The organism is Streptomyces sp. NPDC047117, from assembly GCF_040643545.1.
Lineage (GTDB): Bacteria > Actinomycetota > Actinomycetes > Streptomycetales > Streptomycetaceae > Streptomyces.
In genome coordinates this window covers 195,255-208,941 of the sequence record NZ_JBEYUN010000014.1, presented here as the reverse complement: position 1 = coordinate 208,941, position 13,687 = coordinate 195,255, and the positions used below count along the sequence as shown (strand labels likewise).

Below are 13,687 nucleotides of genomic sequence, written 5' to 3'. Positions count from 1 at the left end.
GGGCTCCGGTGCGGAGCCCGCCCGCTCGGTCACCGGCTCACTTCGCCGGCCAGGGAATTTGCGGTGAGCGGTAGTAGTCGATGCCCATCGCGTCCCAGCGCGGGGCCTGCGCGGCGACGCGCTGCTTATAGCTGTCCCAGTCGTGCGTGCTCGCCGGGGACCAGCCCAGCTCCGCGATGCCCGGCAGCCGCGGGAAGGCCATGAACTCGACCTGGTCGCTCTCGGAGAGCGTCTCGGCCCACATCGGGGCCTCGACGCCGAGGATGGCGTCCGCGGGCGCGCCCGCCAGGTAGCTGCCCGGGTCCCAGTCGTAGGAGCGCTGGACCGACACGTACCCGGCCCAGTGCAGCCCGTACGGGGTGTCCTTGTTGTACTGCATGTCCAGGTAGGACCGGTCGGCGGGCGAGACGACCAGCCGCGTGCCCTTCTTCGCCGCGGCCACCACCTGCGCCTTCTCGTCGGCGCCCGTCGCGTCGTAGCCCCAGTACTGCGCCACCGCGCCCTTCACCGGCGTCGCGCCGGTCAGCTGGTGCCAGCCGATCACCGTCTTGCCGTACTTGGCGACCACCGGCTGCACCTTGTTCATGAAGGTGACGTAGTCCTCGTGGCTGGTGGAGTGCGCCTCGTCGCCGCCGATGTGGAGGTACGGGCCGGGCGTCATCGCCGCCAGCTCGCGGATGACGTCGTCCACGAAGTCGTACGTCACCTGCTTCGGCACGCAGAAGGAGCTGAAGCCGACCTCGGTGCCGGTGTAGAGCGGCGGGGCGACGCCGTCGCAGTTCAGCTCGGCGTACGAGGCGAGGGCCGCGGTGGTGTGGCCCGGCATGTCGATCTCGGGGACGACGGTCAGGTAGCGGCTCTGCGCGTACCGGACGATCTCCTTGTAGTCGGCCTTGGTGTAGTAGCCGCCGGGGCCGCCGCCGACCTGGGTGGAGCCGCCGTACGTGGTGAGCCGGGGCCAGGAGTCGATCGCGATGCGCCAGCCCTGGTCGTCGGAGAGGTGCAGGTGCAGCTTGTTGATCTTGTAGAGCGCGAGCTGGTCGATGTAGCGCTTGACCTTGTCCACGGAGAAGAAGTGGCGGGAGACGTCGAGCATCGCGCTGCGGTACTCGTAGCGCGGGGTGTCGGTGATCGTCCCGGCGGCGATCGTCCAGGGCCCGGACTGCGCCGTGCGCCGCTCCGCCGCCGGGGGCAGCAGCTGACGCAGCGTCTGGACGCCGTGGAAGAGGCCGGCCGGGCGGGCCGCGGTGAGGGTGACGGCGCGGCCGGTGACGGTGAGCCGGTAGCCCTCGGCGCCGAGCTTCCGCACCTCGGGCGCCCGGGACGCGAGCCGGAGGACGATGCCGTCGCCGCCCCGGGCGGTGACGGGGAGCGCATAGCCGGTCGACAGCCGCAGCACGCCCGCCAGGTACTCGGCGACCCGCTTCGTCTCGCCGGTGGCCCCGGGGATCCGGATGGCGGTCCGGTCCGTGAGGCGGTGCGTACCGGGGGCCGGGCGGACCGAGACCGGGGCGGGGACGACGCGGTCCAGGGGCACGGGTCCTGCGGCGGGCCGCGCGGCGGCGGGCGCCGCACCCGCCGTACCGAGGCCGGCCGCGGCCACCAGGAGGAGGGAACAGAACAATCGGTGCGGTCTCACGAGTGACACGGGTGATCCCTTCGGCGAGCTTCGTGCAGGGCATGGAGCAACCGAACGCTCACCTTGCGTACCGTGCGCCCCACCGAGGGTCAAGGTGCAGACCATTTCCCCTTCGGTCGGTCCGGACGACTCTGCGACACGCCTGCCCGATATCGGGCAGATTTCTTGCGAAAGCGCGCCCGGCACCGCAGTATCGATGGGTGCTCGATCGTCGTCCGTCCCACGAGGACCTGGTGGAACACCTGGTACGCAGTACGCCGCTGCAGCGCGGCGAGGCGGTCCGGGTGATCCAGGACGTCCTCGCGTACTTCGACGAGACGACCGAGGTGTTCGTACGCCGCAGACACCGCGAACTGCAGGGCCAGGGCCTGCGCAACGACGCGATCTTCGAGCGGATCGCCCACGAGCTGCCGCACCGCGCCGTGGCCCCGCCCGAGCTGTCGATACGTCAGCTGCGCCGCCTCGTCTACGGCTGAAGCAGCGGAGCACCACGAACCATCGATCAGGGAGGGTCCACCCATGTGCGGAATCGTCGGATATATCGGAAAGCGTGATGTCGCTCCGCTGCTCCTGGAGGGGCTGCAGCGCCTGGAGTACCGGGGTTACGACTCCGCCGGCATCGCCATCCACGCCTCCGGCAAGGCCGGCGGGCTGAAGACCGCCAAGGCCAAGGGCCGCGTACGGGAGCTGGAGTCGCGGCTGCCGAAGCGGTTCGCCGGCACCACCGGCATCGCCCACACCCGCTGGGCCACCCACGGCGCGCCCAACGACGAGAACGCCCACCCGCACGTCGACGCCGAGGGCAAGGTCGCGCTCGTCCACAACGGCATCATCGACAACGCCGCCGACCTGCGCGCCCGGCTCACCGCCGAGGGCGTGGAGTTCGCCTCCGAGACCGACACCGAGGTCCTCGCGCACCTCATCGGCCGCTCCGGGGCCGGCACGCTGGAGGAGAAGGTCCGCGAGGCGCTGCGGCACATCGAGGGCACGTACGGCATCGCCGTGCTGCACGCCGACTTCGCCGACCGCATCGTCGTCGCGCGCAACGGCTCGCCCGTCGTGCTGGGTATCGGCGAGAAGGAGATGTTCGTCTCCTCCGACGTCGCGGCCCTCGTCTCGCACACCCGCCAGGTCGTCACCCTCGACGACGGCGAGATGGCCACGCTCAAGGCCGACGACTACCGCACGTACACCACCGAGGGCTCGCGGACGACCTCCTCGCCGGAGACCGTCGAGTACGCCGCCGAGTCCTACGACATGGGCGCGCACGACACGTACATGCACAAGGAGATCTCCGAGCAGGCGGACGCGGTGGACCGCGCGCTGCGCGGCCGGATCGACGACCGCTTCTCCACCGTGCACCTGGGCGGCCTCAACCTGGACGCGCGCGAGGCGCGCGGCGTCCGCCGGGTCAAGATCCTGGGCTGCGGCACCTCGTACCACGCGGGCCAGATCGGCGCGCAGATGATCGAGGAGCTGGCGCGCATCCCCTCGGACGCCGAGCCGGCCTCCGAATTCCGCTACCGCAACCCGGTCGTGGACCCCGACACGCTCTACGTCGCGGTCTCGCAGTCCGGTGAGACCTACGACGTGCTCGCCGCCGTCCAGGAGCTGAAGCGCAAGGGCGCGCGCGTGCTGGGCCTGGTGAACGTGGTCGGCTCGGCGATCGCCCGGGAGACCGACGGCGGCATCTACGTGCACGCCGGACCGGAGGTCTGCGTGGTCTCCACCAAGTGCTTCACCAACATGGTGGTCTCCTTCGCGCTGCTCGCGCTGCACCTGGGCCGCATCCGCGACCTGTCCGTGGCGGACGGCAAGCGGATCATCGACGGCCTGCGCCGGCTGCCCGAGCAGATCACCGAGATCCTGGAGAACGAAGCCGAGATCAAGAAGCTCGCCGAACTGTATGCGGATGCGAAGTCGATGATGTTCATCGGCCGCGTCCGCGGCTACCCGGTGGCGCGCGAGGCCTCCCTGAAGCTCAAGGAGGTCTCCTACATCCACGCCGAGGCGTACCCGGCCTCCGAGCTGAAGCACGGCCCGCTGGCGCTCATCGAGCCGGCGATGCCGACCGTGGCGATCGTCCCCGACGACGACCTGCTGGAGAAGAACCGCGCGGCGATGGAGGAGATCAAGGCCCGCAGCGGCCGCATCCTCGCCGTGGCGCACGCGGAGCAGGAGAAGGCGGACCACACGATCGTGGTCCCGAAGAACGAGCCCGAGCTCGACCCCATCCTCATGGGCATCCCGCTCCAACTCCTCGCGTACCACACGGCCTTGACCCTCGGCCGCGACATCGACAAGCCCCGCAACCTGGCGAAGTCGGTGACGGTGGAATAACTCCGACGTGAGTGAGGTGGACCACCGGTCGCGCCACCATACGAGCCGGGGGTCCACCTCACGGTGCCGGCGTCGCCCTAACGCCGGCAGTGATGCCGCCTCCCCGGGAACCGTCACACCCGGGCGGCAGCACGCTGTGTGAAGGGCTTGTACCCCTCACAAGCGCACAACCCACCTCTACGAGTCAGTAGATTTGTCGACTACTGCCGGGGTGTGACGTCTCGTCACGTCGTACCGACGTCACGGAGTGGACGGGAGTACGAGGCCGAATACGTACGGTGTGGACGGACGGGCCGCCGTCACGGCACGACGATCACCGGTCGCTGCGCGCGGCGCGCGAGCCGTCCGGCGACCGATCCGAAGATCCGCCCGACGATGCCGTGCGTGGAGCCGACCACGATGGCGTCGGCCGCGTACTCACGGCCGACCTCCTCCAGTTCGTGGCAGATGTCGCCGCCCCGCTCGACCAGGATCCAGGAGAGCTCGGCGAGATGATCGGCACAGGCCAGCTCCAGCCCCAGGACCTCCGTGCGGTGGTCGGGGACATCCACGAAGACGGGCGGCTCGCAGCCTGCCCAGACGGTCGTGGGGAGCCGGTTGGCGACGTGGACGATGATCAGCCCGGAGCCCGAGCGCCGGGCCATACCGATGGCGTAGGCCAGGGCACGCTCGCTGGAGACCGAGCCGTCGAAGCCGACCACCACACCGTGCTGGAAGGCGGGGTCGCAGGAGTGGTGTGACTGTTCCGCCGCTTCGAGGTCCGCCATCGGATCGGCGACCTGCTTGCGGTCCGCGGGTTCGGGGAATTCGTGACCGGCCATGAGTGTCTCGGCGAAGGGGAGCCCTCGTGCCCAGAGGCGGAGGGGAACGGCGATTGACTTGTTCGGGCAGTTGACTGAACTGGGCGGAGAGCGGGGCGACGGCGATGGTTCAATGCCGAACAATACGGCCGGGAATCATCTTCCCAACCCCTTACCCCAAGAGTACGGCGCCACTCCTCCCCTGCCCAGAGTCTCCGTAAACGGCGCTTGTCCCTTTTGACCGGACAGCGCCCCCGAACGTTCCCCGGAGCATGCCGGAGCGTCGCGCCGTTGGCAATGGCCTCCAGCGCGTTCATACGGAGGCCGCGGGTCCGATACGGAGGCTCCAGCTCCGGTACGGCCGCCTCTGCTCCGTCCGAACGCCTCGCGGTGACTCCCCGTGGCCACCGGCGTTGTTCCAGTGGTCCCGCGCGGTCGGTGCGGATCACTCGGAAGGAGACCCCGTTGCCCGGTACGCCTCACCCGCCCGTGGACCCGGTGAGCGATGTGGTCCGCTGGGCCTCGTTCAGCTGCGCACTGGTTCCGCTTGTCCTCCTCGTGTGCGGTTCGTCGCTCGGCGGGGCGGCCGGCACCGCCATCGGGCTCACGGCGGTCACGTGCGCCTGCCGGGCGCTGCTGCGGCAGTCCGAGCGGACCGCCGCCCGGCTGGCCGTCGAACGGGCCTCCGTGCACCGCGGACGGCACGGCAGGACGGGCCTGGGGGCGCACCGGGGCGGGCGCCACGGTGGGGGGCGCACGCCGGGGGATTGAGGCGCTCACGCGCGAGTGCGGGGGTGCTCGCGCGGGCACCCGCGACCCTTTTCAGCCAACTTCGACCCCCGGCACATCCCTTGGCAAAAGCGACCCCCAACCGCCCTTTGAACTGGACGGGAGGGACCGCTCGGCGTGGTTGTACCCCGCGACGGACGGGCAGGGGCGAGAGGCCTACTTCCCAGCGGAGCCCACGAGTGGAACGCTTCGTGATCGAATGCTTCGCGCCAAGTTGCCATATCGACTTACCAGCAGGTGGTGAACTTGGCACTCCATCCTCACGGGACACAGTAGATTCGATCTTGGCAATCACGGCGGGGGAACAGTGCAGGACCGAGAGGGCGAGACGACCGAGGGGGGCTTAGTGCCATGAGCCAGGACTCCGCTGCCGTACCAGATGCCGCACGCAAGCTCGCCGCCCGACGACGCCGCGAAGTAGTCGCGGTGCTCCTCTTCAGTGGCGGCCCCATTTTCGAGAGCTCCATTCCGCTCTCCGTATTCGGCATCGACCGACAGGACGCGGGCGTGCCGAGGTACCGCTTGCTTGTGTGCGCGGGCGAAGATGCGCCTTTGCGCACGACCGGCGGACTGGAGCTTTCCGCTCCATACGGACTGGAAGCGATCTCCAGGGCAGGTACCGTCGTGGTACCCGCCTGGCGTTCGATCACCCAGGCGCCACCACCAGCCGCGCTGGACGCACTCCGGCGCGCGCACGAAGAAGGGGCCCGCATCGTCGGGCTGTGCACGGGCGCGTTCGTGCTGGCGGCCGCAGGGCTGCTGGACGGCCGTCCGGCGACCACCCACTGGATGTACGCACCGACGCTCGCGAAGCGTTATCCGTCCGTCCATGTCGATCCACGCGAACTGTTCGTCGACGACGGCGATGTGCTGACGTCGGCGGGCACGGCTGCCGGGATCGACCTGTGCCTCCACATAGTGCGGACCGACCACGGCGCCGACGCGGCCAACGCGCTCGCCCGCCGGCTGGTCGTGCCGCCCCGGCGCACGGCGTCGGAGCTGGGGCACCAGCGTTACCTCGACAGGTCATTACCTGAGGAGATCGGCGCCGACCCGCTGGCCGAGGTCGTCGCCTGGGCGCTGGAGCACCTCCACGAGCAGTTCGACGTGGAGACGCTCGCCGCGCGCGCTTACATGAGCCGCCGGACGTTCGACCGCCGGTTCCGCTCACTCACTGGGAGCGCTCCCCTGCAGTGGCTGATCACTCAGCGCGTGCTGCAGGCGCAGCGGCTGCTGGAGACGTCGGACTACTCGGTGGACGAGGTGGCGGGCCGCTGCGGCTTCCGCTCCCCCGTCGCGCTGCGTGGTCATTTCCGGCGGCAGCTGGGCTCCTCCCCCGCGGCCTACCGGGCGGCCTACCGCGCCCGGCGGCCACAGAACGGCGCCGCGGAGCCACCAGGGTCCGCGGTCCGCCCGGCCGACCGATCGGAGCGTCTGGACCGCACGGGGACCCCGGCGGCCGAGCGCTTCGGGGCGCATGCCCAGGTGCCGGGTCAGGGGGGTCCACTGGGCGCTCATGAACCGGGCAAGCCGGAGTCGGACGCGTACGCGTCCCGGCTCGGGGAGCCCGCCGTCGGCCGCTCCACCGGACGCCCGGTGCTGCCCAGCCAGCGGGAGCGCCCCGTAGGGTGAGACGCATGAACGATCGCATGGTGTGGATCGACTGCGAGATGACGGGGCTCTCGCTGGCGAACGACGCGCTCATCGAGGTGGCCGCACTGGTCACCGACTCGGAGCTGAACATCCTGGGCGAGGGGGTGGACATTGTGATCCGTCCCCCCGCCGAGGCCCTGGAGACCATGCCCGAGGTGGTGCGTGACATGCACACCACCTCGGGACTGCTCGCGGAGCTGGACGGCGGGACGACCCTCGCCGACGCCGAGCGGCAGGTCATGGACTACATCAGGAGTCACGTACCGGAGCCGGGCAAGGCCCCGCTGTGCGGCAACTCCGTCGGTACCGACCGCGGCTTCCTGCTGCGCGACATGCCGGAGCTGGAGGACTACCTCCACTACCGGATCGTCGATGTCTCGTCGGTGAAGGAGCTGGCGCGGCGCTGGTACCCGAGGGCGTACTTCAACAGCCCGGAGAAGAACGGCAACCACCGGGCGCTCGCCGACATCCGTGAGTCGATCGCGGAGCTGCGGTACTACCGGGAGGCGGTCTTCGTGCCGCAGCCGGGGCCGGACTCCGACACCGCCAAGGCGATCGCCGCCAAGCACGTCCTGCCCGCGGAGACCCCCGCGGCGGAGCGCGCCGGCGGACAGTGACGCAGCTCGCTCCCGGCCAGGGGGGAAACCGGGAGCGAGCACCCCTTCGGACCCTGTACACTTTTCTTCAGCCGGTGGGGAACAAGACACCACACAGCACCGGTCATGGTGGGTATAGCTCAGCTGGTAGAGCACCTGGTTGTGGTCCAGGATGTCGCGGGTTCAAGTCCCGTTACTCACCCCAACGAGTGAGGGCCCCGGACGCTTTGGCGTCCGGGGCCCTCACTCGTTTTTCCTGTCCCGGGAGTTCGGGTCCGGCCCGTCAGTAGCCGACCGTGAAGCGCTCGCCGATGTGGCGGGGCGTCTCCAGCTCGTCCAGGAGGGCGACGGCGTAGTCCTCGGCGGAGATCCGGCTGGTGCCGTCCGCGTCGGTGACGAGGTCGTCGACGGCGGTGCGGTAGCCGCCGGTACGGGTGCCGGGCTCGATCAGGGCCGCCGGGCTGAGGTTGGTCCAGCGCACGTCGGTGACGGTGCGGTAGAAGTCCAGCGCGTCGCCGTGCGCGTGCATGATCTGCAGCAGGAACTCCGGCAGCCCCTCGGCGTCCCAGACCTGCGTGCCGTCGGGCGTGCGCAGCGAGCCGGCGCCGCCGACCGCGATCAGCCGCGGCGCCGCGTCGCCCAGCTTCCGCAGGCCGGCCACCAGGGACTCGGCGGAGGGGGCGATGGTGGCGACATGGCCCGGGCCGTCGCCGCCGCCGACCGCGCTGATCAGTACGTCCTGGCCCGCGGCGGCCGCGGCCACGGAGCCGGGGTCCAGGACGTCGCCGGTGGTCACGGTGAGGTTCGGGTGGGTCCGGGTGACCTTCGCGGGGTCCCGGACGACCGCGGTGACCTGGTGGCCGCGGTGCAGGGCCTCGTCGAGGACGCGGCTGCCGATGGTGCCGTTGGCGCCGAAGAGGGCGATCTTGGACATGGGGGGCTCCTCCGATGGACCGTACGGTCGTGCCGGTCCTGCTGGGGTTCGGGTGCTCGGGTCTTCGTCGTCGCCGGTGGCGACTTTCCGTCATCGTGTGCGGCGACGTCTTCTACACTAGGGCTGGAATCAGGGCATACCGGGGTGGGACCGGGACGAACGATGGTGAGAATGCGACATGCGGGTGAGTGAGCATCCGGAGAGCATCCCGACGGTGGCGTTCTCGGCGCCCGCCGGTCGGCCGGCGGGCGTGGAGGTCATGACGCTCGCCGAGCTGCGCGCCCGCGCCGACGTCTGCGCGCTGGCCGTACCGCACCGCCCCGGCTTCCACCACCTCCTCGCGCTGGACGCGGGCCGGCTCTCCCACACCGCCGACTTCCGCGAGTACCGACTGGAGCCGGGCGACTGGCTGTGGGTGCGGCCGGGCCAGGTCCAGCACTTCGGCGACCTGGCGGCGGCCGAGGGCGTCCTGGTGCTCTTCGAGTCGGGCTTCCTGGACCCGGCGACGGCCGCGGCGGCCCGGCTGGAGGACTGGTACGGCCCGGCCGTACGCCGTCCGGACGAGGCCGCCGGGGCGGCGGCGCGGGCCGCCCTGGACCATCTGCACCGCGAGTTCGGCGCGCTGTGCGGGCTGCCGCTGGAGGCGCACCTGGACGTGCTGCGGCACCTGCTCTCGGTCCTGGTGCTGCGCGCGGCGCACCTGGTGCGGGGCCCGGCGGACGACGCCGCCGACTGCGCGGCGACCGCGACGTTCCTGCGCTTCCGGGACGCCGTCGAGCGGGACTTCGCGGCCAGCCGCCGGGTCGCCGACTACGCCCGGGCGCTGGGCTATTCGCCGCGCACCCTCTCCCGCGCGACGGAGGCCGCCGCCGGCGTCGGGGCGAAGGAGTTCATCGACCGCCGGGTGGTGCTGGAGGCCAAGCGGCTCCTCGCGCACGGCGACCGGCCGGCGGCCTGGATCGCCCGCCGCCTCGGCTTCGAGGACGCGACGAACTTCAGCAAGTTCTTCCTGCACCGGACGGGGAGCACGCCGATCGCCTTCCGGGAGGCCGTACGCGGCGGGACGGCCTGAGCGCCCGTTACGAGGACTCCCGCACCACCAGCTCCGTCGGCAGGACGAGCTGCGGGCGCTCCCGGGAACGTTCGCCGAGCTCCTCGACCAGCACCCGGGCCATCGCCCGGCCCATCTCCTCGATCGGCTGCCGCACGCTGGTCAGCGGCGGGTCCAGATGGCGGGCGACGGCCGAGTCGTCGAACCCGACCAGCGCCACGTCGGCCGGCACCCGCCGGCCGCGCTCCCGCAGGACCGCCAGCGCGCCGGCCGCCATCACGTCCGAGGCCGCGAACACCGCGTCCACGTCCGGCCGGCGGTCCAGCAGCGCGGCCATCGCCCGCCGCCCGCCGTCCTCGGTGAAGTCCGCCGGGACGATCAGCGCCTCGTCGGCGCCGTGCCCGGCGTCGGCCAGCGCCTCGCGGTAGCCGGCCAGCCGGCACTGCGCGGCGTACATGTCCGGTGGCCCGGCGACCGTGGCGACCACCCGCCGGCCGCGCTCCAGGAGATGCCGGACGGCGGCGCGGGCCCCGCCGGCGTTGTCGGAGTCGACGTACGGCACGGTCTCCCGCGCCGAACGACGGCCGCTCAGGACCGCGGGCAGCTCCAGCCGGGACAGCAGGTCGGGCAGCGGATCGTCCTGGTGCACGGAGACCAGCAGCACGCCGTCCACGCGGTGCGCGGCGAGGTACTGGCCCAGCCGCTCGCGCTCCTTCGGCGTACGGACGAGGATCAGCAGCAGCTGGAGATCGGTGTCGGCGAGCCCGGCGCCGACCCCGCGGACGATGCCGGAGAAGTACGGCTCGGCGAACAGCCGGGTCTCCGGTTCGGGGATGACCAGCGCGACCGCGTCGGTCCGGTCGGCGGCCAGCGCGCGGGCCGCGCCGTGCGGCACGTATCCCAGCTCGGCGATGGCCCGCTCGACCGCGGCGCGGGTGCGCGGACTCACCCGGGGCGAGCCGTTGACCACGCGGGACACGGTGCCCCGGCCCACGCCGGCCCGCGCCGCCACCTCTTCGAGTGTGGGGCGTCCGCCGCGCCGACCACCGCGCCCTGCCGCTGCCATGGCTGCCTCCGGACTCCCGGCCGCGAATGTTTCCCGCCATTACACAGCGGAACGCGACGCAATGGCGGAAAGCGGCGTCAGGTCGGCGCGGTACGGCGCAAGCGGAGGAGCGGGACGCAGCGGCCGTGGGGGGGGTGGGGATCCGCTGCGCCCCGCTGGTGTGGGGGGTGTGGGGGGTGGTCCTGGGTCAGCCCTGGTACGCGCCGAGGGCCTTGGTGAAGTCCAGCGGCTGCTGGTCGATGGAGCTGCAGGTCGGCTGGGCCGTGCCGGACGAGCCGCCCTCGCAGGCCTTGTCGCGGGTACCGGACCACATCGACAGCCACGCGAGGTGCTTGGTGGCGGCGAAGTCCGCCAGCTCCTTGGCGTCGTCGAGGGTGAACGTCTCGGTCGCCACGTCGTTGACGCCGATCATCGGAGTCACCGCGACCGCCTTCCAGGCGTCCGCGTCGCTCAGCCCGAGCGCGTCCTTGACCTGCTTCTGGGTGGCGGTGGCGGCCTGGATCGCGTACTTGCCCATGTCGCCGTCGTAGGAGGCGCCGTAGTCCATGGCCATGATGTTGACGGCGGAGACCTTGACGCCGTTCTTCCTCGCGTCCGCGAGGAGGTTCACGCCGTCCTGGGTCAGACCCTCGGGCATGACGGGGAGGGTGAAGGAGACGTCCAGGTCCGGATGGTCCTTCTGGAGCTGCGCGATGGCCCGGGCGCGGCGGGTGTTGGCCGCGGTGTCCGGGAGCGCGCCGCCCTCGATGTCGAAGTCGGCCTTCTTCAGGTCGTACGCGTCGACGACCTTGCCGTACGCGGCGGCCAGTTCGTCCGCCGACTTGCAGGCGAGGCCCAGCTCGGAGCCCGCGGCGCCGCCGAACGAGACGCGTACGTCGCCGCCTTGCGCACGCAGCTTCGGTATCTGCTGGGCGACCGGGTCGCTGTCCAGGGCACCACTGCCGCCCCACTTGGGGTCGCAGCCGCCGCCGGAGGTGACGAAGGCGAGGTTGAAGGTCTGCACGCCGGTCTTCTCCGCCGTGCCCACGAGGTCGTACGCGGGGCTGAGCGAGGTGTCGGCGTACGGCGCGAACGCGTCCTTCGCCGCCGCCTGTTCGGCCGGCCCGGCCTTGCTCGCCCGGGCCGCGCCGGCGACGACGAACCCGCCGCCGACCGCGAGCGCCGCGGCGGCGCCGGCGCCGATCAGCTTGGCGGTGCGGCTCGTACGGCGGCGGTGTGCCGGAGAAGTCATCTGGGTGCCTGCCTGTCGTTTCGTGGGGGGGGTGACCGTCGTGGGGGGTGACGTGTCCTGGGGGGGTGACGTCCCGCACGCTAGCGACCGGGAAACGGACAATCGGCAGGTAAGCCACGCCGGTCGGCGGACTTATGGCCCGCTTAAGGAACCGAAAGGGACCGGTTAAGCGCGGGCCCTGCGGGAGGCCGCGAGGGTGCGCCGGCGGAGCCGGCCCAGCCGGCGGCGGGCCCGGTGGCGGCGGCCCGTCCGGGCGCCGCGCCGGCCGTCCAGGGCGAGCCAGACGCGCACCTCGGTACCGCCCAGGACGGAGCGGCCGATACGGACGTCGCCGCCCGTGGACTCCGCGAGCCGGCGGACGATGTCCAGGCCGAGCCCGGTCGAGCCGTCGCCGCCGCCCCCGTGGCCGCGGCGCAGCGCCGCCGCCGGGTCGGCGATGCCCGGCCCGGCGTCCGACACCAGCACGATCACCGCGTCCTCGGCGTTGTGCACGTCCACCGCGAAGGCGGTGCCCTCGGCCGTGTGCCGGAAGACGTTGCCGAGCAGCGCGTCCAGCGCGGCGGCCAGCTCGGGGCGCGCCACCGGGACGCGCACCGGCCGGTCCGCGCCCGCGACCCGTACGGTGCGCCCCTCGTCCTCCGCGAGCGCCGACCAGAAGCCCATCCGCTCCCGGATCACCTCGGCCGCGTCGCAGCCGGCCGCCGCTGCGGCGGGCTGGGTCAGCGCCTGCTGCTCGCGCGCGGTCCGGATGATCTGGTCGACCTCGCGCTCCAGCTGGGCGACGGCGGCCCTGGTGTGCTCGGCGGCCGGGCCCTCGCCGAGCGAGGCCGCGTTGAGCCGCAGCACGGTCAGCGGGGTGCGGAGGCGGTGGCTGAGGTCGGCGGCCAGCTCGCGTTCGTTGGCGAGCAGCTGGACGACCTGGTCGGCCATGGAGTTGAAGGCCACGGCCGCGGAGCGCAGCTCCTTCGGGCCGTCCTCCAGGACCCGTACGCCGAGCTTTCCGTCGCCGAGGTCGAGCGCGGCGCCCGCCAGCCGCTCGGCGGGCCGCACCATCCGCGTGCCCAGCCGGTCGGCCACCGCGACCGACCCGACGATCAGGGCGAGCCCGACGCCGGCGAGCAGCACCCAGGAGGTCGCCACCCCGTTGGTCACCGCCTCCTCGGGCACGAAGACCTCGACGACGGCGGTGCCGGAGGCCACGGCGGTGGGCTGGAGCAGCGAGGAGCCGCCCCGGACGGCGGCCACGGACGCCCGGCCGTACCGGGCCGCACGCGCCACGTCCGCGCCCTTCGCCCGGCCCGCGCCGATCACCGCGGGCGCGCCGCCCCGGCCCGTCGCCGGTACGTGCACGCCGAGCTGGCCGCCGGGCCCGGTCTCGGCGCTGGCCACGGCGCGGGTCAGCTCGGCGCGGTCGGTGGTGATGGCCAGTACGGGGCCGATGGCCGCTGCCTGCCGCTCGGCGTTGGCGAACGCGCGGTCCCGGGCCAGTTCCTTGACGACCAGGCCGAGGGGGACGGCGAAGGCGATCACCACCATGGCCGTGACGGCGAGGGCGACCTTGACCAGCGCCCACCTCATGCCGCCGCTC

The 13,687-nt window shown here is 72.2% G+C and carries 11 protein-coding genes, 1 tRNA gene and 1 pseudogene; 7 read left to right on the top strand and 6 right to left on the bottom strand.

The genetic code is table 11. The features are described from left to right. Positions 1-37 precede the first annotated feature (37 nt). The gene (locus ABZ840_RS26260; RefSeq protein ID WP_361562866.1) at positions 38-1,639 is read right to left on the bottom strand and encodes a beta-N-acetylhexosaminidase; all 1,602 of its coding nucleotides are present in this window, start codon (positions 1,637-1,639) and stop codon (positions 38-40) included. Positions 1,640-1,839: 200 nt separating this feature from the next. Between ABZ840_RS26260 and ABZ840_RS26255 the strand changes: the two genes are divergently transcribed. Continuing rightward, on the top strand, positions 1,840-2,115 hold the full coding sequence (locus ABZ840_RS26255; RefSeq protein WP_052867002.1) for a hypothetical protein: 276 nt from the start codon (positions 1,840-1,842) through the stop codon (positions 2,113-2,115). A 43-nt stretch (positions 2,116-2,158) separates the two neighbouring features. Then, positions 2,159-3,979 carry a glutamine--fructose-6-phosphate transaminase (isomerizing) gene (gene glmS / locus ABZ840_RS26250; RefSeq protein ID WP_361562808.1) on the top strand — a complete coding sequence of 607 codons (1,821 nt, stop codon included), beginning with the start codon at positions 2,159-2,161 and terminating at the stop codon, positions 3,977-3,979. A 299-nt stretch (positions 3,980-4,278) separates the two neighbouring features. On the opposite strand, the gene ABZ840_RS26245 is transcribed toward glmS, so the two are convergent. After that, positions 4,279-4,800 (bottom strand): universal stress protein, encoded by a 522-nt coding sequence (locus ABZ840_RS26245; protein ID WP_361562806.1) that lies wholly within the window; start codon positions 4,798-4,800, stop codon positions 4,279-4,281. A gap of 444 nt (positions 4,801-5,244) precedes the next feature. Here ABZ840_RS26245 and ABZ840_RS26240 point away from each other — a divergent pair, with 444 nt between their 5' ends. The 4 genes from ABZ840_RS26240 (at position 5,245) to ABZ840_RS26225 (ending at position 8,022) form a co-directional block, all read left to right on the top strand. Beyond that, positions 5,245-5,550 carry a hypothetical protein gene (locus ABZ840_RS26240; RefSeq protein ID WP_361562804.1) on the top strand — a complete coding sequence of 102 codons (306 nt, stop codon included), beginning with the start codon at positions 5,245-5,247 and terminating at the stop codon, positions 5,548-5,550. A 369-nt stretch (positions 5,551-5,919) separates the two neighbouring features. Then, complete coding sequence (locus ABZ840_RS26235; RefSeq protein ID WP_361562802.1) at positions 5,920-7,200, top strand: helix-turn-helix domain-containing protein; 1,281 nt, start codon at positions 5,920-5,922, stop codon at positions 7,198-7,200. Positions 7,201-7,205: 5 nt separating this feature from the next. Further along, entirely contained in the window at positions 7,206-7,838 is a 633-nt protein-coding gene (gene orn, locus ABZ840_RS26230) for an oligoribonuclease (protein WP_361562800.1), read from the top strand. A gap of 108 nt (positions 7,839-7,946) precedes the next feature. Next, positions 7,947-8,022: transfer RNA gene (locus tag ABZ840_RS26225), tRNA-His, on the top strand. Positions 8,023-8,100: 78 nt separating this feature from the next. Here the strand turns inward: ABZ840_RS26225 and ABZ840_RS26220 are convergent. Continuing rightward, complete coding sequence (locus ABZ840_RS26220) at positions 8,101-8,751, bottom strand: NAD(P)H-binding protein (RefSeq protein ID WP_361562798.1); 651 nt, start codon at positions 8,749-8,751, stop codon at positions 8,101-8,103. A gap of 259 nt (positions 8,752-9,010) precedes the next feature. Here ABZ840_RS26220 and ABZ840_RS26215 point away from each other — a divergent pair, with 259 nt between their 5' ends. Beyond that, the gene (locus ABZ840_RS26215; protein ID WP_361562864.1) at positions 9,011-9,823 is read left to right on the top strand and encodes an AraC family transcriptional regulator; all 813 of its coding nucleotides are present in this window, start codon (positions 9,011-9,013) and stop codon (positions 9,821-9,823) included. 7 nt (positions 9,824-9,830) lie between these two features. Here ABZ840_RS26215 and ABZ840_RS26210 read toward each other — a convergent pair whose 3' ends face one another. The 3 genes and pseudogenes from ABZ840_RS26210 to ABZ840_RS26200 all read right to left on the bottom strand — a co-directional run bounded on the left by ABZ840_RS26210 (position 9,831) and on the right by ABZ840_RS26200 (position 13,677). Further along, the gene (locus ABZ840_RS26210) at positions 9,831-10,868 is read right to left on the bottom strand and encodes a LacI family DNA-binding transcriptional regulator (RefSeq protein WP_361562796.1); all 1,038 of its coding nucleotides are present in this window, start codon (positions 10,866-10,868) and stop codon (positions 9,831-9,833) included. 187 nt (positions 10,869-11,055) lie between these two features. Beyond that, positions 11,056-11,940: pseudogene (locus tag ABZ840_RS26205) on the bottom strand (chitinase); the annotation flags it as partial. Between the two features lie 324 nt (positions 11,941-12,264). After that, positions 12,265-13,677: a HAMP domain-containing sensor histidine kinase gene (locus tag ABZ840_RS26200; RefSeq protein WP_361562794.1), complete on the bottom strand. Its 1,413-nt coding sequence runs from the start codon at positions 13,675-13,677 to the stop codon at positions 12,265-12,267. Positions 13,678-13,687 lie beyond the last annotated feature (10 nt).

What these genes read in the sequence shown, in the direction of transcription:
- glmS (WP_361562808.1), top strand. Translation starts at nt 2,159, where the DNA reads ATGTGCGGAATCGTCGGATATATCGGAAAGCGTGATGTCGCTCCGCTG.
- ABZ840_RS26245 (WP_361562806.1), bottom strand. Translation starts at nt 4,800, where the DNA reads ATGGCCGGTCACGAATTCCCCGAACCCGCGGACCGCAAGCAGGTCGCC.
- ABZ840_RS26235 (WP_361562802.1), top strand. Translation starts at nt 5,920, where the DNA reads ATGAGCCAGGACTCCGCTGCCGTACCAGATGCCGCACGCAAGCTCGCC.
- orn (WP_361562800.1), top strand. Translation starts at nt 7,206, where the DNA reads ATGAACGATCGCATGGTGTGGATCGACTGCGAGATGACGGGGCTCTCG.
- ABZ840_RS26220 (WP_361562798.1), bottom strand. Translation starts at nt 8,751, where the DNA reads ATGTCCAAGATCGCCCTCTTCGGCGCCAACGGCACCATCGGCAGCCGC.
- ABZ840_RS26215 (WP_361562864.1), top strand. Translation starts at nt 9,011, where the DNA reads ATGACGCTCGCCGAGCTGCGCGCCCGCGCCGACGTCTGCGCGCTGGCC.
- ABZ840_RS26210 (WP_361562796.1), bottom strand. Translation starts at nt 10,868, where the DNA reads ATGGCAGCGGCAGGGCGCGGTGGTCGGCGCGGCGGACGCCCCACACTC.
- ABZ840_RS26200 (WP_361562794.1), bottom strand. Translation starts at nt 13,677, where the DNA reads ATGAGGTGGGCGCTGGTCAAGGTCGCCCTCGCCGTCACGGCCATGGTG.